The organism is Syntrophorhabdaceae bacterium (assembly GCA_028713955.1).
Lineage (GTDB): Bacteria > Desulfobacterota > Syntrophorhabdia > Syntrophorhabdales > Syntrophorhabdaceae > UBA5609.
On sequence record JAQTNJ010000001.1, the window covers coordinates 3269 to 22433 of the forward strand.

The 19165-nt window shown below is 48.5% G+C and carries 16 protein-coding genes; all 16 read right to left on the reverse strand.

Going from position 1 to position 19165, the window contains the following annotated elements; genetic code table 11:
- Positions 1–539: ribosome biogenesis GTP-binding protein YihA/YsxC (gene yihA / locus PHU49_00020; protein MDD5242376.1), on the reverse strand; the 539-nt coding region annotated here is incomplete at its 3' end.
- 355 nt (positions 540–894) lie between these two features.
- On the reverse strand, positions 895–1863 hold the full coding sequence (locus PHU49_00025; protein ID MDD5242377.1) for an NAD-dependent epimerase/dehydratase family protein: 969 nt from the start codon (positions 1861–1863) through the stop codon (positions 895–897).
- A gap of 23 nt (positions 1864–1886) precedes the next feature.
- Positions 1887–3722, reverse strand: coding sequence for a nucleoside-diphosphate sugar epimerase/dehydratase (locus PHU49_00030; protein ID MDD5242378.1), 1836 nt, complete (start codon positions 3720–3722; stop codon positions 1887–1889).
- A 6-nt stretch (positions 3723–3728) separates the two neighbouring features.
- Positions 3729–5291, reverse strand: coding sequence for a glycosyltransferase family 39 protein (locus PHU49_00035; GenBank protein MDD5242379.1), 1563 nt, complete (start codon positions 5289–5291; stop codon positions 3729–3731).
- A 34-nt stretch (positions 5292–5325) separates the two neighbouring features.
- Positions 5326–5934, reverse strand: a complete 609-nt coding sequence (locus tag PHU49_00040; protein ID MDD5242380.1) for a sugar transferase — start codon at positions 5932–5934, stop codon at positions 5326–5328.
- On the reverse strand, positions 5918–7096 hold the full coding sequence (locus tag PHU49_00045) for a glycosyltransferase family 4 protein (protein ID MDD5242381.1): 1179 nt from the start codon (positions 7094–7096) through the stop codon (positions 5918–5920). The genes PHU49_00040 and PHU49_00045 overlap by 17 nt, the downstream gene beginning before the upstream one ends.
- A 50-nt stretch (positions 7097–7146) precedes the next feature.
- Positions 7147–8076: a glycosyltransferase gene (locus tag PHU49_00050; GenBank protein ID MDD5242382.1), complete on the reverse strand. Its 930-nt coding sequence runs from the start codon at positions 8074–8076 to the stop codon at positions 7147–7149.
- A 142-nt stretch (positions 8077–8218) separates the two neighbouring features.
- Positions 8219–9331, reverse strand: coding sequence for a DegT/DnrJ/EryC1/StrS family aminotransferase (locus PHU49_00055; protein ID MDD5242383.1), 1113 nt, complete (start codon positions 9329–9331; stop codon positions 8219–8221).
- Positions 9332–9441: 110 nt separating this feature from the next.
- Positions 9442–11262: a hypothetical protein gene (locus PHU49_00060; GenBank protein ID MDD5242384.1), complete on the reverse strand. Its 1821-nt coding sequence runs from the start codon at positions 11260–11262 to the stop codon at positions 9442–9444.
- A 7-nt stretch (positions 11263–11269) separates the two neighbouring features.
- Positions 11270–12007 (reverse strand): 3-deoxy-manno-octulosonate cytidylyltransferase, encoded by a 738-nt coding sequence (gene kdsB / locus PHU49_00065; GenBank protein MDD5242385.1) that lies wholly within the window; start codon positions 12005–12007, stop codon positions 11270–11272.
- A gap of 47 nt (positions 12008–12054) precedes the next feature.
- Positions 12055–12849, reverse strand: coding sequence for an aldolase/citrate lyase family protein (locus PHU49_00070; GenBank protein MDD5242386.1), 795 nt, complete (start codon positions 12847–12849; stop codon positions 12055–12057).
- Between the two features lie 17 nt (positions 12850–12866).
- The gene (locus PHU49_00075; protein MDD5242387.1) at positions 12867–13625 is read right to left on the reverse strand and encodes an HAD hydrolase-like protein; all 759 of its coding nucleotides are present in this window, start codon (positions 13623–13625) and stop codon (positions 12867–12869) included.
- Positions 13603–14634: a 4Fe-4S binding protein gene (locus PHU49_00080; GenBank protein ID MDD5242388.1), complete on the reverse strand. Its 1032-nt coding sequence runs from the start codon at positions 14632–14634 to the stop codon at positions 13603–13605. Before PHU49_00080 ends, PHU49_00075 begins: the two co-directional genes overlap by 23 nt.
- Positions 14631–16349 carry an aldolase catalytic domain-containing protein gene (locus tag PHU49_00085; protein MDD5242389.1) on the reverse strand — a complete coding sequence of 573 codons (1719 nt, stop codon included), beginning with the start codon at positions 16347–16349 and terminating at the stop codon, positions 14631–14633. The genes PHU49_00080 and PHU49_00085 overlap by 4 nt, the downstream gene beginning before the upstream one ends.
- Entirely contained in the window at positions 16346–18157 is a 1812-nt protein-coding gene (locus tag PHU49_00090; GenBank protein MDD5242390.1) for an ABC transporter ATP-binding protein, read from the reverse strand. Before PHU49_00090 ends, PHU49_00085 begins: the two co-directional genes overlap by 4 nt.
- Positions 18158–18401: 244 nt before the next feature.
- A complete protein-coding gene (locus PHU49_00095; GenBank protein ID MDD5242391.1) occupies positions 18402–19160 on the reverse strand; it encodes a class I SAM-dependent methyltransferase in 759 nt (252 codons plus the stop codon).
- Positions 19161–19165 lie beyond the last annotated feature (5 nt).

A 19165-nucleotide genomic window follows, 5' to 3' on the forward strand; every position in this document is an offset into this window, starting at 1 on the left:
TTTGCTGAAAAGGTCAGGATTTCCCCCTCTTTTACATATTGTCTGAACAGCCTCTTCTTGTTCGCTGCAAAGCCTCTGCTCTCCTTGTCGGTCTTGGTCAGGACAACGGTAAAGGACAGTTTCTGGTCAAAAAACCACTCCAGCAACATTTCATCGAGATAATCGGGCTCTCTCCGTACATCATAGACCCAGATGACCTTTTTTATCTCTCTGTTGCCCTCGATGTAACCCTCAATCATCTTTTGCCAGCTCCGCTGCATTGTTTTTGATACCTTTGAATACCCGAACCCGGGGAAATCCGAGAAGACGACCTGCTGCCTTGCACCCCCCTGTTCATAGTCGATGTGGTAAAGATTGATCAGCCTTGTAGCCCCAGGTGTCGAGCTTGTCTTTGCGATCTTCCGCATCGCGAGGCTGTTGATCATCGACGATTTCCCTACATTCGATCTCCCTACAAAGGACACCTCCGGCATCTTCCCTTGTAAAGACCTGTCCGGTGAAGTGACGCTTTTCAGATATCGTGCACTCAGGATCTTCACAGAGAGATAATAATCTACTTCTCCGTATTTCTCAATACATTAACACCCACTATTCGTTTTGAACATTTGAAATTAAGATTTTGATATAACGTAGAAGATAGCTTGTCCCAGATACATCCTGTAGGGCACTGATGTCGGGATATCCCGGAGCAAACCGTCGTGAGACAAGGAAGCTTGGTCTTTTGCGAAGCAAAAGTTCCGAAGCCGAACGCGAGCGAATGGAGCCGCAGGAGCGAAATGAGCGTGTTTGCCGGGGATGTCCCGACATCAGTGCCTATCCTATAATGGGAAATCAGAATTAAAAAACAGGGGTGTGGTGCTGCGGTGTGGTAAAAGCGGGGAGATTGTTGCGTTGTTAGTTCGGGGTAATACGGTACTCTTCACATACCTTTTTCAGGTATTCGGCAACGCTGTGGAGGGGCCTGTAAGTCGTTTCATGGATCAGGCGGTCCTGGGAAAAGGTTCTGGAATCCGTCAGTGCCTTTAAACGTGAATACGTGAGTCCTCTTTTCTTACCTGTAAGAAGACGCAATAAAGAAAATATAGCCGCAGCAGTCAATGCGGCGGCATAAGGGATGTTCCCTATTTTCGCGTTATCTTTTCCGACCGCCCCGGATATGATCGAGGCAAATTCAAAGAAACGTATGGGGGTATTGATAATAAACACACTGCCGCTCGGAATGGCATCGTTGTCAAGGGCAAACATCGCGCGGGCAACCTCACCGGCATTGACAATATTATATATGCCGCTTCCCCCTCGGATATGCCTGTAATTGTTGGTTGCTATTACACTGATCAATTGGAAAAAACTGTCGTCTCCAGGTGCCCGGCCTGCTCCAAAAACAATAGTAGGTCTCAGTATCTGTGCCCTTAAACCTTTATTAATCCCATGTCTGACGATCTCTTCTGCCCTTAATTTTGTTTTCTCATAAAGACTATCAGGACGACAAGGGGTCTCTTCGTTGATCGTCTTGTTATTTGTTTTCCCGACTACGCCTGCGCTTGAGAGGTGGATCAGGCGGCAGTTATTCGCAATTGCAGCCTCCACGACATTCTGCGTACCCCGGACATTTACCCGCTCCATCTCCTCTACCATTGTGATAACACCGGCACAATGGTAGATAGCGCTGACCCCCGCCGGTATGTGCAACCGGTCGGTAATATCACCTCTGACAACCTCTACGGCCTTGTTCTCAGGAGGAAAATACTCCTCACCTTCAGGAACAAGGGCAAATATCCGCAACCCCTCGTCAAGCAGGTGGGAGACAACGTACCTTCCGATAAAACCCGTTGCCCCGGTAACAAGGACTGTCCTGTCTTTCACGCATCACCTTTCATCATCTTTCCTTACCCTTTACTGTATGAGTAACCGGAGCAAAGGCCGAACAACCTTTTCCTGATATCCGCCGTATCCCCTTTCTCTGCCTCTGCGATCAGGTCTTTTAGCTGAGACTCAAAGGTCTCCCAATCAAAGTGAGGGGATTTAACGAGCATGATCTTGTCGTGCGCCGTACGTTCGGTCTTTTCATCATCCGCGACCAGTTCCTCATGGAGCTTCTCTCCCGGTCTTAATCCGGAATAGACGATGTCGATGTCCTCCCCAAGCCTTAATCCCATCAACCGGATGATGTCCTTTGCGAGGTCGGTGATCCTTGTCGGCTCTCCCATGTCAAGGACAAAGATCTCTCCCCCGTTACCGATGGCGCCTGCCTGCATGACCAACTGAGCCGCCTCAGATATGCTCATGAAATAACGCGTCACCTCGGGGTGGGTTACCGTTACGGGCCCTCCCCTTGTAATCTGTTCCTTGAATATGGGGATAACGCTTCCCGCACTGTTGAGGACATTGCCAAACCGCACGACAACGAATTTCGTGCGGTCACGCCCGTTCATCCCCTGGCATATCAGTTCGGTGATCCGTTTTGTCGCTCCCATTACATTTGCCGGCTTTACCGCCTTATCGGTAGAGATCATCACGAATTTCTGCACTTCGTACCGGATTGACATCTCCGCAACGTTCTTTGTGCCGATGATATTATTTTTTATTGCCTCAACGGGGTGCGCCTCCTGCATTGGAACGTGTTTGTACGCCGCTGCATGAAAGACAACATCGGGATGGTGCTCCTCCATTACCCGTTGCAATCTTCCTGTATCAAGGATATCACCCAGGATCGGTGTGTAGAACCTGCCGAAAGACGCTTCAGAAAATTCCCGATCGAGATGAAAAAGCTCGTTTTCCGCTCGCTCGAAGAGGATAAGTTGTTCCGGTCCCATCTTCATTATATGGCGGCACAACTCGTGCCCGATCGATCCCGCGGCACCGGTGACCATAACCCTCTTGTCTGACAGATATTCCCGTATCTTCGCTGCATCCAGTTCTATATGCTCCCGTCCCAGGAGGTCCTCGATGCGTATCTCCCTTATGTGACTCACATTCAATTTCCCATTCAGGATGTCGCTTATTGCAGGGACTGTCTTGCATGCAATCCCCACCTCTTCGCATGTCTCGATGATCTTCCGTATTTCCTTGCCCGTAATCGATGGTGAGGCTATGATCACCTCGCGGATATCCTTTTCCTGTGCTATCCTTCCGAGTTCTCCAATGTTGCCAAGGATCGGCACATTGTGGATACGCCTCCCCTTTTTACCGGATTCCTTATCGAGAAAACCTATTGGATTGTATTGCATCCTGGGGTTCTGCCTCATCTCTCTGAGCAGCATTTCACCGGTATCGTCTGCGCCGATTACAAGGACCCTGTTGTCGCCTTTCGTGTTCAACACGCGGAATTCCCGTGAAAACCGATAAAGAAAGCGCGTACCCCCCAGGAATGTAATAATAACAAACCAATCGATCATCAGAACAGATCTTGGGAAACCGATAAACTGATAACGAATGAGGATATACAGAGTAAAGACAAGGGAGCCTATGGTGATCGCCTTCAGTATCCTTAAAAGATCGTTCATTGAGGCATATCTCCATACGCCTTCATAGAGCCTGAATACATAAAAACAAACGAACCTCACGAGCAAAAGGACCGGAAGCGATTCGATATACCTTTCAAAGTATTGCTCGGGTATAACAAAATTGAAACGGAGAAGGTATGATAACCAATAAGAAACGGCGACGCATAACAAATCGCTCGTTACAACAATCGCCAATCCCCACTTCCGGATGATCTTCATAATATCTTATCTGTCCTTTAGCCGGTATACGGATAAAGAATATTCCCGGAACTTCTCAAGCGCCGGGAGATTTATCTTTTCAAAAACCGATGGTTGAAGGCTGTTCAGGATGTTCCTGTAAGAGACGTTATCGGTCTTTTCATCCAGTATGAGAAACCGGGCATTGCCTTTTTTCATAAAACCCACCAATTCGTCTATTGTTTGTGCAAATGGCAGGGAATCAAATTCAGAATCCGCATAAAATGCAATCCTGTAAAGACGCGGCTCTCCCGCGAATACTACCCCCGAATAGCCTTTGGCCTTAAGATATACACCTGCCTCCTTCAACTCTCTTTTCTCATAACCTCCCGGGGATAATGTCTTCGGCAGGATCGCGATGAGGATCGCAAAGATAAGGATTGCCGCCATATGCCTTGTAAGAAAGGCTGACGGGTATACCTTCCTGAGCCATGAACAGATCTGCTCTTTCAATTCAAAATAGCCGATCCCTGCCCAGATCAGCATGGGAAACCCGAGCAGACTCCCGTGCCGTGTGCTGAAGTAATAAACCTTTGCGATGTACAGAAATGCAGTGAGGAAAAAAACGCCGAACCAGATCGCGACAGGGATCTCGTTTTTGCTGTAGGCCACTTTTTTTCTTCCGAAAATACCGATAATTGCAAGAAAGAAAAAGACCACATTGAGCGACTTGACAAGTTTAAGGATTATGTCGGAGAGAAAGATGACATACTTGTGGCCCCTTGCAAGCTCCAGAAATGTGATCAACTCAGGTCTCACCGATTGAATAGTTTCGGGCGACAGCTCAAGTGCTTCACTGCTTTTGCTCGTTATAAGAAGCCATATCTTCACAAAAGTAAAACCAAAATCCCACTTCGCAAATATTTCGCTGAAAAGAAAAATAAAAGGCAAAAGCAGAACCGGAAAGGTAAAGATATATACGGAGAGATAAGAAAAGAGTTTTTTAGAGTCCGGTTCTTGTTTGGAGAAATACCAGATGATCCACAAAAAGATCACAACGAAAATGGCAACGCCTTCGATCCGGGCAAAGGCTGCCAGCGCTGTCGATATGCCTGACAATACTATCCATATAAGGCTTCCGCGCGAGACCCCTTCCCACGCAAGCCATAAGGCAGTTACCGAAAAAAACCAGAAGGTAGGTTCCCTGAGCACGTCTGCCGAATAGTCGGCAAACCTCGGGTTAATAATATAAAAAAGCGCTGTTATCGATGCGATGCGAACACCGAACATCCGTTTTGTCAAAAGAAAAAGCGGAATGACGGCCAGTGACCCCATAAATACGGATACCATACGTCCTGCCGTCTCCCAGTCGGGAAATATTGTATGGGCAAGCAAAACAAGATATGGATACAGATGGATAAAAGTAAATTCCATAAGTTTTTTCGATGCCCCGAGCTCGATGAGCCTGGCGGTTTTTATGTATAAAATACCGTCAGGGGTTATTATGTTTGAGAAAAAGGCCAGGTAAAACCTTATTGCAAAAGCGCCAATAAAGGCAAAGACGGGCAATAGCCAGATCCTTTTTTCAACTTCTGTTATCTGAAATTTCAAACCCGATGCTCCTTCAATTAAGATTCGTGAACAATTATACCTTTCCCCTGTCCGGTTTGGAACCTGTAAACTTTGGCATCGTTGCGCAGCCTTCCGCGCTTATGCCTTCCCGTCTGATGACCTTGAACACCGTATCGACAAGTATCTTCATATCGAGCAGAAAGCTCCGGTGGTCAACGTAATAGACATCGAGATCGAAGCGTTCCTCCCAGGTAATGGCATTTCTCCCTTTTACCTGCGCCAGTCCGGTAATTCCAGGCTTTACGTCGTGCCGCCTTGCCTGCTCTGGCGTATAAAGAGGGATATACTCCATGAGAAGCGGCCTTGGGCCAACAAAACTCAGATCGCCTTTCAGGACATTAAAAAGCTGCGGAAGTTCATCGAGGCTGAACCTCCTGAGAAAACGGCCCACACCGGTCAGGCGCTCTTCATCGGTCAATTGTATGCCTGTTTTGCCTGTATCATCTGTCATGGTTCTGAATTTATAGATCGTAAAAGGTCTTCCTTTGTAGCCCGGGCGTACCTGCTTAAACAAGACCGGGCTTCCCATCGCAGCAAAGACTAACAGACCCGTAAAGAGGATGACGGGAGACAGAATAATGACAAGGAGCAGCGACACGATCAGGTCAAAGAACCTTTTCACCGGTACTCCTCCTGACACTGCTCATCCCCGGCAGTGATCTATAAAAGCTGAGAAAGGCATCGGCGACATAATCCTTCGAAAAAAGTCCTATTGCCCTTTCGCGGGCACGTCTGCCCATCGCATACCTGGCAGAAGGATCATTGATCATCTTAAGCATCTTTTCCTCGAGTTCTTTGACGTTCCCTGGCTCATACAGAAATCCTGTGACATTATCTTCTATGGCGTCGACAACACCATAAATCTTGGTCCCGATCGAAGAAACACCTGCGGCGCCTGCTTCAATGACGACGATGCCGAACCCTTCGCGGTAGCTGGGCATGCAGAACACATCGGCCGCAGCCATGAACCTCTCCGGTGTGTCTGTAAAGTCAGAAAAATGGATCCGGTCACGATGTTCACTGCACACGGACAGCATCTTTTCTTTCATCCCCTCTTCGTCAGGTCCCGCAACGAGGAGATGGATATCCTCCGCGGATCTGCATACCTTTGCAAATGCGCCGGCAAGGTCGAGCAGCCCCTTGTCAAAGGTAAGCCGTCCCAGGAAAAGAAAAAGGATGCTGTCTTCGGGTATGGAAAGCTGTTCCCGCAATGTCTTTCTCGTTTCCGGATCGGGCCGGAAACGTGTACTATCGACACCACATATCGATCCGCTCCCGATCACTGAGGTTTTTTGGCCCCGAACGATCCCCTCCCTAATGATGAAATCCAGCTGTGATCTGCTGTCCGCGAGGACATGAGTGGCGCAGCGGGCGATCTGTTTGTCCATGCCCTTCAGAAACCATCGCTTCATTCCTTTTGCTGTGGCCCAGACCTGGCCGGTAAAGGTATGAACCCTTACGGGAACGCCCGCCATGCAAGCAGCTAACATTGAAAGCAGACCTGCTTTTGGTGTAATTGAATGAACGACGTCAAAACCTTCTCTCCTGAAGAACCGGTAAAGCCTGCATAACGCCAGCATGTCAGAAACCGGCAATGGTCTTCTCAGGATCCTTACCGGAAAGACCTGTACATCAAGGCCGTAAGGCTTCAGAAAGTCCACATTATCCGTGTTGACTGCCACTGTTATGCTGTGCTCACTGCTTAACCTTTTTAAATGCTCAACCATGAAGACGCGAACGGAGAGCTCAACGGCGGCTACAAAACAAATCTTTTTGCCTTTCATATGATTCACTTTTGTACTTACCCGGATAATCTTCGCATAAAACCTTTACATTATGTATCGAAATATCCCTTGCTCCCTATGGAGATGGTCTTATTCCACACTACAGGAGGCAAAAAGGTGATCATGTAAAGAAGCGTGAAACGAAGATCGACCCCGATGTAAGGCCTCAAAAAATCCCTCGCCTTTTCAGGTTTCTTCTCCACCATTGCCGCACGCGCCCTGTAATAACCGATCTTTCCATAAACGTAACGGAGCGCCGCCGCATGTTTTTCTTCAAACCCTTCGAGAACCTTTTTATACTTTCCGATAATGTCCTCCATCTCATCGGGCCATTCGTCGATGAACCGGGTGCTGGCCCTGTCGGGATGGATCCTGTAGACGGCCAGCGGCTCCCCGATGTAGGCTGCTTTAGAGTGAAACAACAATCTCATAAAGAGATCGTATTCTTCGCACAGTCTCAGCTTCGTGTCGAAATGCTCTTCAAATCTGTTGATAGCGTTCTTTCTTATTGCAGCGGTTAAAACGCTGACAGGATAACGTCTCAGAAAATGATCAAAAACCTCTCCATCCGGTTGAGGACCTTTCAACGCCACGTTTCTACGTTCCCCTTTCCGTATGAAGTAGTTTGTATATATGAAATCGATATCTTTTCTGCGCTCGAAAACCTCTACCTGCTTCTCCAGTTTTTCAGGGAGCCATATATCATCGTGATCAATAAAGACGACGTAATCGCCCCCGGAAAGTTCGAGGGCCCGGTTACGTGAATAGCCGAGCCCTCTGTTTTCCTGATAGTGATATGATACCGGAAACCCACGGGCCTTGAATCCGTCAATGATCGCCTCGGTGGAATCCGACGAACCGTCGTTGACAACGATAAGCTCCCAATCCCTGAAGGTCTGATCCCCAATGCTCTTGAGGGTCTCTTCCAGGAACCTTTCCGAATTATAACAGCAGAGATTTATACTTACTTTTGGTGGCATCGCATTTGACAGTATATCGTATTTCGTATGTCGTATATCGAAAGATGCTCGATACTCGTCGCTTGATACTCGATAATCGACGCTGATAGCTGTATGCTGACTGCTGACGGCTATCTTCTATCTACTTTTATAATTCCTTAATTTAACGGCCGAAGAATTCCCTGACTGTGCGTATGACAAGCTCCACGTCGTCATCGGTCATATCGTAGAAGAGAGGAATGGTGATGATCTCCTTCCAGACCTTTTCCGTTGCAGGAAGTTCCGTTGAATATTTGCTGAAAAACGGCTGGAGATGATTCGGTATGTAGTGGACACCGCTCGCCACCCCTTTTGAGGCGAGGAAATCCATCATCTCGTCCCTCCTGTCGCCTGCAACTCGGAGTATGTACATAAAGGGGGCCATCTCCCGCAGTTCCCACTTGAGCATCCTGATATCCCCGATCTCCTGAAAGGCATCGTTGTAGCGTTTTACAATAGCTTTCCTTCTCGCTATGAACCTGTCGAGTTTTCTGAGTTGAGCGATCCCTATAGCGGCATTGATATTGCTCATATGGTAACGGTATCCCTGCGTTACTACCTCATAATACCAGCTCTGGACCTTTTTCTGTCTCTGCCATGAATCCTTCGATATTCCAAGGGCCCTCTTCCTGCGTATCTCCTCTGCGATTCCGTCATCACTTAAGACTACTGCGCCTCCCTCACCACAGGTGAAATTCTTGATCGGGTCAAAGCTGAAACATGCTGCATCACCGATGCTGCCGATCTTCCTGTCTTTGTACGTTGAGCCAAAGGCATGTGCAGCGTCTTCGATAACAACGATCTTCTTCTCCCTGGCGATCCCGAGGAGCCTGTCCATATCGCAGGGATACCCGCAATAATGGACCGGCATGATCGCCTTTGTCCTGGGCGTTACCCTTCTTTCCATATCGGCAATGTCAATATTGAGCGTGTCGGGATCGACCTCGCAAAACACCGGGGTCGCGCCAAGGGAAATAACGCCCTGTATACCGGCACAAAACGTCAATGAAGGGGTGATCACCTCATCTCCGGGGCCTATCCCATAAGCGGCGAGCGCAATGTGGAGGGCTGTCGTCCCTGTATTTACCGCCACTGCGTTACGCGCACCGAGATAGTCCTTTATCATATTTTCAAACTCTATCACCTGCAAGCCCATTCCGAGCCAGCCCGTCTCAAATACCTTCCTGACCTCTTCAAGCTCCTCGCTGCCGATAGATGGTCTATGTGCCTGCAACATTGTTTAAACCTCCATATTGTATCGTACTGACAGTATATCGTATATCGTATATCGAAAAAACCATACCGGATGCTCGATACTCATCGCTGGATGCTGGATGCTCGTCTATTTCAAGAGATTGAAGGCGGAAGAAAGGCCTTCATCGCCTCTTCTGTCGCGGGAGAAAATAGTTCCGGCAGCATCACGGAATAGTGAGGCGAAGAATAAGAAGGGTCTTTTATCCTCTTCTCAGCATCGATCAGTCTTTCCCTCAATTCGTCTACACTGCCGCAAGGCCTGCCGAACTCCTCAAACCATGCGAGGGGGTCCAGATCGATCTGGGTACTTCTTCCAATCCTTATTACCTCTTTATCCGCCATAACGCAGTCAAGAACCGCCCCGGTGGCTCCGCTGACAACGATATCGCATGCATTGAGGGCATCATCCATCGCCCCGGTAAAAACCTCTGTTTCCGGCAGGAAATCGCCCCGGATCTTTTTGATAATGGTCGTCTGCATAGGGTGAGGCTTCAGGATCATCCTGAACCTGTCGATCCCTTCAACGGCCTCCTTAAGCTTGTAAAACAGCTCCACTACCGTTTCCTTTTCTATAGGCAGGACAAGGAGGATTCTGAATTTTCCGGAGCTGCCGCCGGATGCCTGTCTGATATTGTGGAGATACAAATACCTCAGTGCTGCGCCGACGACAATACGTTCCCCGGGATAGTTCTCTTTCGCGAGTATGTCCCTGTATCTGCGTCCATTACATATGATCCTGTCGGGCAAAGGCGCGATGTCTCTTTCCTTCATATCGGTAAAGAAACAGAGCGCATTTGGAGGCGGGGCTATGTGAAAAAAACCATGTACAGCCGTTCCGGGCATGAACTCTCTTACACCGAGCTGGCTCAGTTTGTCGGTAAAAAGGTTCTCGAATCCGTCCATCACCATCTTCGGCTTTATCCCTTTTTTTGCAAGCCTTTTAAAGAGCAGATAATACATCGACTCGAAACGTATAGGCTCGTTCCTGTGGTATTCATTGAACAGGATTGAACAGTCAGCGTCCTTCAGCACAACGGACCGGAATGCAAACCGGCGTTGCTTCAACCAAATCCGAAACGGGAACAGGTAGTCCCAAATACAATAGTGATCCTGGAGTATAATAAAATGATCTTTATTTGTATGAAAGAATGAAAAGGCCTTCCAGGTGGAACGGGTGATGTTCCGGTACGAGAAGCTTACAAAGGTCGCCTTGCGGACGTTATTCCTTTTATAGTAATCCGGCAGAATGGTGAAATAACGGTCCCTGAACTGACCATCAGGTCCAAAACATTTCTCATCAACCCACGTATGGAGGATCACATCGGGATTTTCCAGTGGAGTATACTTGCCGGTTATAATCGTATGATAAAGTTTGTTAAGCTTAGCAGACAGAAAGACCCCGAGATGGAGAACCAGTTTAAATAAACCTTCCGCAAAGACCCGGACCGGTCCGTCCTTCAGCGTAAAAGATGTCCTGCTCTCTGCCCTTATCCCTTTCTTCGCTGCAACGGATGAAATATTTTTTATAACGGCATTGCTGTCCGCTATGATGCACAGATCCTCACCTGAATCCATCACCTGAGAAGCAAGATACACATAGCAGCAGTGGAGAAAAAGGCTGCATGTCATCGTATTGCGCTCCGATATGGTGCTGGTCCACCATTCGATAGAATGATATTGCGCGCCAAGCCGCGCCGTCACCTCGTAAAATGGTCTTCTCAGGACAGCTGCCGTCTCCTGCAGCCTGCCGCTTATCTCTTCACAGTCTGCAACACCGTTAAGCCTCGCTTTCAGTTCCAGGACCTTTTCGTAATCGCCTATCAGAGGGTACCACGTCTTTGTACCTGAGCCTTTTAAAAGACCCGCAATCTTCTCATGGGATAGATCACTGTGGATAAGGATGATTTTGCCCATAAAAGGTCTACATGTACCTGGACTTGATCGTATCGTGCTTCATAAGCTCTCTCACGATGGCGAGGTCTTCGCCGGTATCGACGCTTATCTTCGCGTCATCGATCATAACGGCACGCATCTTTACGCCATGCTCCAGTACCCTGAGATATTCATTATATTCTATTGTCTCGAGAGGAGTGGGCTCCCATCCCGAGTATTGCAGCAAAAACTCCTTTCTGAAGGGAACGATAAAACACATCTTCAGCATCTTCTCTACCGGGGTCCTGGCATCACTCGGCAGGTCGGTCCTTGAACAGTACATGATGTTTCCGTCAAGGTCCAGCACCGCCTTGATGTCCGAAGAACTATTCTTTTTTGAGTATGGCGTTACACCGACGGCTATCATTACCTCCGGGTCATGAAGCAGAGGTCCCACAATGGCATCAATATGCTCAGGATCAACAAGGGGCTCATCTCCCTGGACGTTTACGACAATGTCGCAATCAACATATGCGCACGCCTCGGCAAGCCTGTCCGAACCGCTCCTATGGTGTGTCCCTGTCATTATTACATTGACACCATGCGCCTCTCCTGCCTGTCTGATCTTCTCGTTGTCCGTAACAAGATACACCTCGTCAAGCCTCTTCGAAAGCTGTGCCCTTTTACAGGTATGGATAACCATCGGCCGCCCTTCGATATCGATCAGCGCCTTCTCCGGAAGACGGCTCGACTGAAGCCGTGCAGGGATCATACCCACTACTTTCATCTGTTCGATTCCTCCCTTGACCTTTATCTTATTTTCATCACTGGTGACTATTTACGTTCTTTTGCGAAAGCGATTTTGTAAAAAGACTCAAACGCATGGAACAGGATCGTGCAATCGGGCATCAATGTGATGAACTGCATCCCCAGTTTGGTCATCCATTGAATATCCGTATCGTTCTTTGCCACATAACCGCCGGCAGCGATCCCTTTTCCCCTTATCTTTTTAATACAGACCTCAAGTTGTTTTCTGACCTCCGGATGGTCCACCTGCCCGGGATAACCGATGGCCTGCGACAGGTCGTATGCGCCAATATAGATAACGTCGATCTTTTTGCGGATATCTTTTATGGACAGGATATCGTCAAGGTTGCCGATCCCGCCTTTTCCTTCAAGGAGAAGGATTATCATCGTCTTCCTGTTCTGTTTAACTGCATGGTTTCTGACATTGTGGAGCGAATATCCCCCTGCCCTTGTAAAGGGTGAAAAGCCGCGCTGTCCTACGGGGAAATATTTGGCATACGATATCGCCTCTTCAGCGTCTTGTCTTGATTCTATATGGGGGACGATCACGCCCGCGGCGCCTATATCGAGGGCGCTCAGTATCAATGACTCATCGTTCTTCGCCACGCGCACGATCGCCGCGCAGCCCTCAACCTCAGCTGACCTTATCATGTCCTCTACGGTTTCAAAGCCCTGGGGGCCGTGTTCCATGTCGATGATAACGAAATCGATCCCTGTTGCAGCGATGATATTGATCGTCGACGGCGACGGGATAACGCACCATGGACCATAGACGACCTTCCCCTTTTTCAAAGAATCCTTAAGGCTCATTTTTTTCTTCATAGTCTTTAGCCCTCTGATTAATTTACTATCTCTATCTTCGAAACGTCTTCGACAACATAAGGGGTGATGCCTTTCAGTTGTTCCTTCGTTGCAAGACCTGTCAGGACGCCGATCGATACCTTTAAGCCGGCGTTGACCCCCATCTGCACATCTGTCATCGCGTCACCGACCATGATCGCATTGCTGCGGTCTATTGCAAGGGCATTCAGGATAAAATTGATCTGTTCGGGATCCGGCTTGGGCCGCGAGACATCATCTGCCCCGACAACCAGATCAATTATGTCTGCGAAGCCAAGGCATTTCATCGCGAGTATTGCCCGTTCCCGACGGTCAATCGTCGCAATCGCCGTTTTGCATCCACAGCGAGAGGCATTCCGGAGAAGCCTTTCTGCGCCGTCTATGGGCCTGACAAACTGTTGAAGGTTTTTTGAAGAGATGTCGTCGGCCTGCTGAAAGACATTAAAGCAAAGATCGTAGACACCGTTGTATCCGGCATTGTTCAGGTAATCCACAACAGTCTGGAGCACTATTTCGCGTTTTTTCAGACCCACAGGACCATCAGGTCTCAAACGACCCGTCTTCAGGTCGGCCCCCATCAAATACGCAATCTTCCCAAGATGATCTTTATCGAGCTTGAGGTTTTCGCATATCAGCGCTGCCCGCAGGCCCACCATCTGCGTCCAGTAATAGTGGAGCTCCATCAAGGTCCCGTCCTTATCAAAGATAAGTAACCCTATATCCGCAATCACTTCATTATTTACCCTGATGTCCGCCATTAATAGCCTCTATATTCGATATTACCAATTGTTCAGCGATCGATATCGCTTCCTTCATAATGTCGATATTTGAATCAAAATCTTCCATTGTCACATATCTTTTTACGATCTTTCTGGCAAAACTCCCTATTGCAACGCCGTGGGCATTCACGCCGCACTGCCTTGCAAGCAGACCTGTTTTACTGTTTGTTCCACCTGACAAAAGAACGATAACGGGGATGCCGCTTTTCATTACAACATCAGCACATGCAATGGCCTGGAGGGTCGTATTGTAGTCGTCGCCCTCTCCACTCATAGGTACGCCGTCTGCCTGCACTATCATTCGGCCACCTGTTATACCGTATAATCGCTTGATCCTCTCGATGAGGTGCCTGTTTGACAATAGCGACCTGTCGAGGCAGACGCTGATAAAATTATCAGTAATGATCTTGTTCAAAAGCATCCAGTCATGCATCACCGCCCCATCATCGGCGGTAACCGCGTGGAGCTCCATTGTCTCCACTCCGCTCTTCGCGCATTCCGGCAGTATGTTTTCAAAATCAGCAAGTTTATGAAGATATTTGATCGCGTCTGAGGGACAGACCTTCTCGCAATCTCCGCACCCTATGCACTTGAACTCCATGACCGAATAGTCCTCTGTAATAGCGTTCTGTCTGCAAACCTTCACGCACTCGCCGCATTCCACGCAAACGTTACGGTCGATCGTCGCCTTACGAACGTGCGGATCACCCTTCAAACCGATACTGACATTCAGGTATGGTCTTATCTCTATTTTTTTTCCCAGCATAGGTGCAAGTTCGTAAGCCCTTTCAATACCCTTCTTCGCGGCTTCAACAACGTCAATGTTCGCAGACAGGTCGTGCATTGACACACCGGCGAGCGTATATATCGTTGCAAGCCTCCTCACCTCCGTGAGGTCCTCGTTCCCTGCGCCGCAGACAAGTTTAAAGAATTTCTTTTCACGGAAAATATTTTTTAAAATATCATAGCGTTCATTGTTCATGCTCATATATAATTCTCTATCCCCTTAAAGAACGCCTTATACCCTGTCGGGGTGAGGATATGGATGCCCTCTTTCCCCTGGTGGATCAGGTAGGCATCGATTTGTTCAAGAAAGAGCTGGTTGAAGCGGTGACGCTCGATAACGAGGTCCCTTTCCTCAGGCTCCACCTTCTCGTCATAGAAGTGGAACCCGCCTGTCGCATCTGCGCCGATGTACCCATCAAGGCCCACGGCGAATATCCGTTCTGCGCCCATGACGATGGCGATGCCCATCAAGAGCACAGAGATGGTCCTGCAGTTTGACTGGATGATCCCGTCGACGATGCCGAAGTCACCGAGGGTATCTTCAAAATAGAGGGTCTCATAGGGGCGTGCCGTATACTCGCGTACCATCTCCTCGGGGATGTTTTCGCCTATCATAAGGATTGAGTCCTTTTCGACGGTATCGACGTAGTCGGTGAAGCGCTTCTTGTTGTTGAAGGCATGGTAATGAGGGGTAAAAAAACCGGAGATATAATTGGCGCCGAGGATGATGGGATTATGTTTTTTGATAAAGGCCTCTATTCTGGGCCGATACTCCTTCAGGGTGGGGCCGTTTGCAAGGATCAGAAACTCCCTCCCCGCGTGGCGGTCCTTATAGGGGACTCCCCCATCGATGCTCCGTTCAGGGGTTACTGCCTTCTCGGGTGCGGAGGGTGTTGAACTTTTGTGCTGTGTGCTCCCTATCATGCCGCTTTTGATTATGTCGTTGAGGATATCCTTTGAAAAACCTACGGGGTTGATCTTCTTTACGATCTCAAGGGCACTCCATATGTCTTCCATGGAATATTCGCGGTAGTCGACAAGCGTCTTCGGATAGTAGGGATGGCACTGGAAGATGCCGGAAAGCATATAGGGAAGCTGGTATCCCCATGGCTCGTCGGTATCGATGTTCATGAAAAACCGGTCGATGACATGGAGGACCGGGATCACATTATACTTGTCGGTCGTCGAGAGCTGGAGGTAAGAGAGAAGGACCTCGGTGGGGAGGTTTCCTGCGCCCCTGCCCATCCCGTATATCGTCGAATCCACGATGTCAATGCCGCATTTGATCGCCTCCAGAGTATTGGCAAATGCCATCTGGAGACCGTTATGAGGATGGAATCCCACCTTGATGTGTTTCAGTTCCTGGAAGGGCTCGATGAGGGGCCGCATCTGGTCAGGCAGGATCGAACCATAGCTGTCGGCGATATAGACGTAATCGATGGATGAGTCCTTGAGGACGGTGACCAGTTCCCTGATCTCGTCTCGTGTATAGCTCGTGATCCCCATGGCCTGGAGGGAAACCAGAAAACCTTTCTTCCGGATAGCCTCAAGCTGTTTTATCGCATTGAAAGCACCGTCCTTGTGGACGGCAATCCTGACGAGGCTCACGTACTGGCAATAGTCGTCGGTGATGTCATCCGTGTCGAGTTTGCCGAAATCGCCCATGATTGCGACCTTTGCCCCGTTTATCCCCTGCACCACATCCCTGAGGTCATCGATATCGGTAAACCTCCAGGGGCCGAACTGATCTCTTTTGAAATATTTCTCGGTGCCGCGGAAGCCGATCTCTACGATATCGATCCCTGCCTTCGAGAGGGCACGGTAGACCTCGCGGACCATCCTTTTATCGAAGCGCCAGTTGTTGAGGTACCCGCCGTCGCGGATGGTACAGTCTAAGATCTCATAGTTCAGACTCATCCCTTCTCCTCTCCTTTTTCCCTTTGGTATAGGGCATTATAATAGCCATCCTTTGCAAGAAGCTCCGTATGCGTTCCCTCTTCCACGATCTCACCTTGTTTCATAACGAATATCCTGTCTGCATGCTCGATGGTCGAAAGCCTGTGGGCTATAATGACCGTCGTCCTGTTCTTTTCCACCTCTCTCAATGAATCCTGTATCACCTTTTCCGATATATTGTCGAGGGAGCTTGTAGCCTCATCGAGGATGAGGATCTCGGGATTCTTTATGACTGCCCTCGCGATGGCTATCCTCTGGCACTGACCTCCCGACAGCGTGATGCCCCTGTCGCCGACAATCGTGTCGTATCTCTCAGGAAGCTCCGCGATAAACTGGTGGGCGTTGGCGATCCTTGCCGCATCAATGATCTCCTTCTCTGTGGCATCAAGCTTGCCGATCCTGATGTTATCCCTGACAGAGGCATGGAATATGAATGTATCCTGGCTCACCATGCTCAGGTGCTTCAGCCATGAAGAGCGTGAGTAATCCTGATAATCGATCCCGTCAACAAGCACCTGTCCCGATGAGGGCCCGTACAGACGAAGCAACAGGTCGGCCAGCGTTGACTTTCCTGATCCGGACTCTCCTACAATGGCAATCGTTCTGTTTCTCGGTATGGTGATATCGATATCTTTGAGGACATTTGCCCTCGTGGGATAAGAGAATGATACATGGCTCAGTTTCATTTCACCCGTTAAACCCTGGAAATCCTTCCCGCCGTCATCCGTATCATATTCCGTGTCAGCCAGTGTCTCGTAGGTAAGACGAATACGTGGAGCAAGGCCTTTAAGCCCCATCCATTGATGCGCTATCTCCTTGACGGAAGGCATGAGCCTCATAAGTGCACCGACATAAACAATGATGATAGGGAATATCTTCATGAAATCATCGGGCATATAGAGTTTTGCGTAGATGATCGCGAGGATCGTACTGAGGGAACCGACCGATAATATCAGATGTGAGGAAAAATACGCCGGTGCAGTATAGGTAAATTGCTGTTTCCTTGCAACGGTCAACTCTTTCCTCAGTTTCTCAAACCAGTACCTGTAATTGTCGAAGAGTTTTATCTGCCTTATCCCTGAGATCGATTCTGAAAATAGCGTCGTGATATTCGCATACGCTATCTGCGCTCTTTGAGCGGAAGGATTGATGATCTTGTTGGAAAGCACATAGACGATCACGCTGAATGCGGCAATAACGATGTACATAAGGAGGGTAAATTTTATTGATATCGTCAGCAGAAGTACTGTTATGATCGCGATCCTGAAAAATTCCACACCGGCCTTGGGAAAGTAAAAGAACATCTCTCCCACCGATCCCGACGCCTCCCTGCCGATATACATCAGCTCTCCGTGCTTCCTGGTGTGGAAATAGCTATACTGGTTCAGCAATATCTTCCGGAAGATCCTGTTCTGCAAATCAGTGTAAAGCTGCAGATGATACCAGAGGGCAGCGCTTTCCGATATGATCCCGAATATCCGGCTCAATATGATCAATATAAGAAGCAGTAAACTCGCGGCGACGAGCGCATCGCTGACAGGGAGAAATGATGAAGCCGAATCGAGGTATTCAAGTATTTTCCCACCGTACTGCGCTGCCGAGCCTGTTTTTGAAAGGATCCTGCTCAGAAAGGGATAAAGGGCGCCAACGCTGAGCGTCTCCAGGAGGGCATAGATAAAAAGCAACAGGAATACAAAAAGGGCCTTGAGCCAATAGGGCCTCAGGAACCAGACCATGATCTGAATATCACTCAGTTGTTTTTTCTGCATGGGACTTTATGGTTGAGTTTCGTGCCAGGCTTTCCCCGCAAACACGCTCATTCCGCTCCAGCGGCTCCATTCGCTCGCTGTTTCCGCTTCGGAACTTTTGCCTAACGGCAAAAGACCGAGCTTCCTTGCCTCACGACGGTTTGCTAAAGGAGGGCCTGGCACGAAACTCAGCTATTTATCTGGAATAAACTTATTTGTCCGATGATAAACCTTTTTATTTAAATCCCCACATTGAAAAATAAGGCTATTCCTTTCTGTTTTTAATAAATATCCTGAGAAATTTTGAATCAAATGCATGCCTTTTTGTATTGTATGGCTCAACAGGCAGACCAAAATTACAGTTCTCCCCGTAAAAGAGCCTGTATTCAACGGTGGTGAAACCCAGATTACGGAATATCTTTTCGTAGTTGTAGTGGAAAAGCCTTGATCTTACGCTTGTTATGATCCCTATATATTGTTTCGACACCCTTGCGATCTCGTTGAAAAGCGCCTTGTCTTCGTACGGGATATGCTCAAAGACACCGATGGAGAACACGACATCGTAACGTTTATCGGGTATCTTCTTGATCTCGTCAAGGGCATTGCCTGTGAAAAATGTCCCTTTTTCATAAAGGTCCGGGAAATGTTCCTTCAGAACAATGTTCACCGATGCATCGTTTATCTCTATCCCTGCAAGGTCCGCATAACCGTGCTTCAAGAGATAATTCAGGTTCCTGCCGGCGTTGCACCCGATCTCCAGGAATGATGCATTTTCTCCCAGCGCCTTAAGGAGTCCCCCCTCGAACATAACGTAGGTGCTGTTGTCTTCCTGGAGGTAATTCTCCGGCCCGTGTCTTTCGCCCATATCACGGGAACGCCAGTATTCACGCTCATTCCTTTTCCATGGAGGACTGGCCCCGGCCATAGAAGAAATTTTCGTAATAGCGGAATCTATTTTCTGTAGTCCATTATTACCACGAAGACCTGTTTTGTCGATAATTATTTTTATTATCTTTTTCATCATCTATG

Coding starts and splice junctions, on each gene's coding strand:
- PHU49_00030 (MDD5242378.1), bottom strand. CDS start 3,722: ATGAAGATCATCCGGAAGTGGGGATTGGCGATTGTTGTAACGAGCGAT.
- PHU49_00045 (MDD5242381.1), bottom strand. CDS start 7,096: ATGAAAGGCAAAAAGATTTGTTTTGTAGCCGCCGTTGAGCTCTCCGTT.
- PHU49_00050 (MDD5242382.1), bottom strand. CDS start 8,076: ATGCCACCAAAAGTAAGTATAAATCTCTGCTGTTATAATTCGGAAAGG.
- PHU49_00055 (MDD5242383.1), bottom strand. CDS start 9,331: ATGTTGCAGGCACATAGACCATCTATCGGCAGCGAGGAGCTTGAAGAG.
- PHU49_00060 (MDD5242384.1), bottom strand. CDS start 11,262: ATGGGCAAAATCATCCTTATCCACAGTGATCTATCCCATGAGAAGATT.
- kdsB (MDD5242385.1), bottom strand. CDS start 12,007: ATGAAAGTAGTGGGTATGATCCCTGCACGGCTTCAGTCGAGCCGTCTT.
- PHU49_00070 (MDD5242386.1), bottom strand. CDS start 12,849: ATGAAGAAAAAAATGAGCCTTAAGGATTCTTTGAAAAAGGGGAAGGTC.
- PHU49_00075 (MDD5242387.1), bottom strand. CDS start 13,625: ATGGCGGACATCAGGGTAAATAATGAAGTGATTGCGGATATAGGGTTA.
- PHU49_00080 (MDD5242388.1), bottom strand. CDS start 14,634: ATGAGCATGAACAATGAACGCTATGATATTTTAAAAAATATTTTCCGT.
- PHU49_00085 (MDD5242389.1), bottom strand. CDS start 16,349: ATGAGTCTGAACTATGAGATCTTAGACTGTACCATCCGCGACGGCGGG.
- PHU49_00090 (MDD5242390.1), bottom strand. CDS start 18,157: ATGCAGAAAAAACAACTGAGTGATATTCAGATCATGGTCTGGTTCCTG.
- PHU49_00095 (MDD5242391.1), bottom strand. CDS start 19,160: ATGATGAAAAAGATAATAAAAATAATTATCGACAAAACAGGTCTTCGT.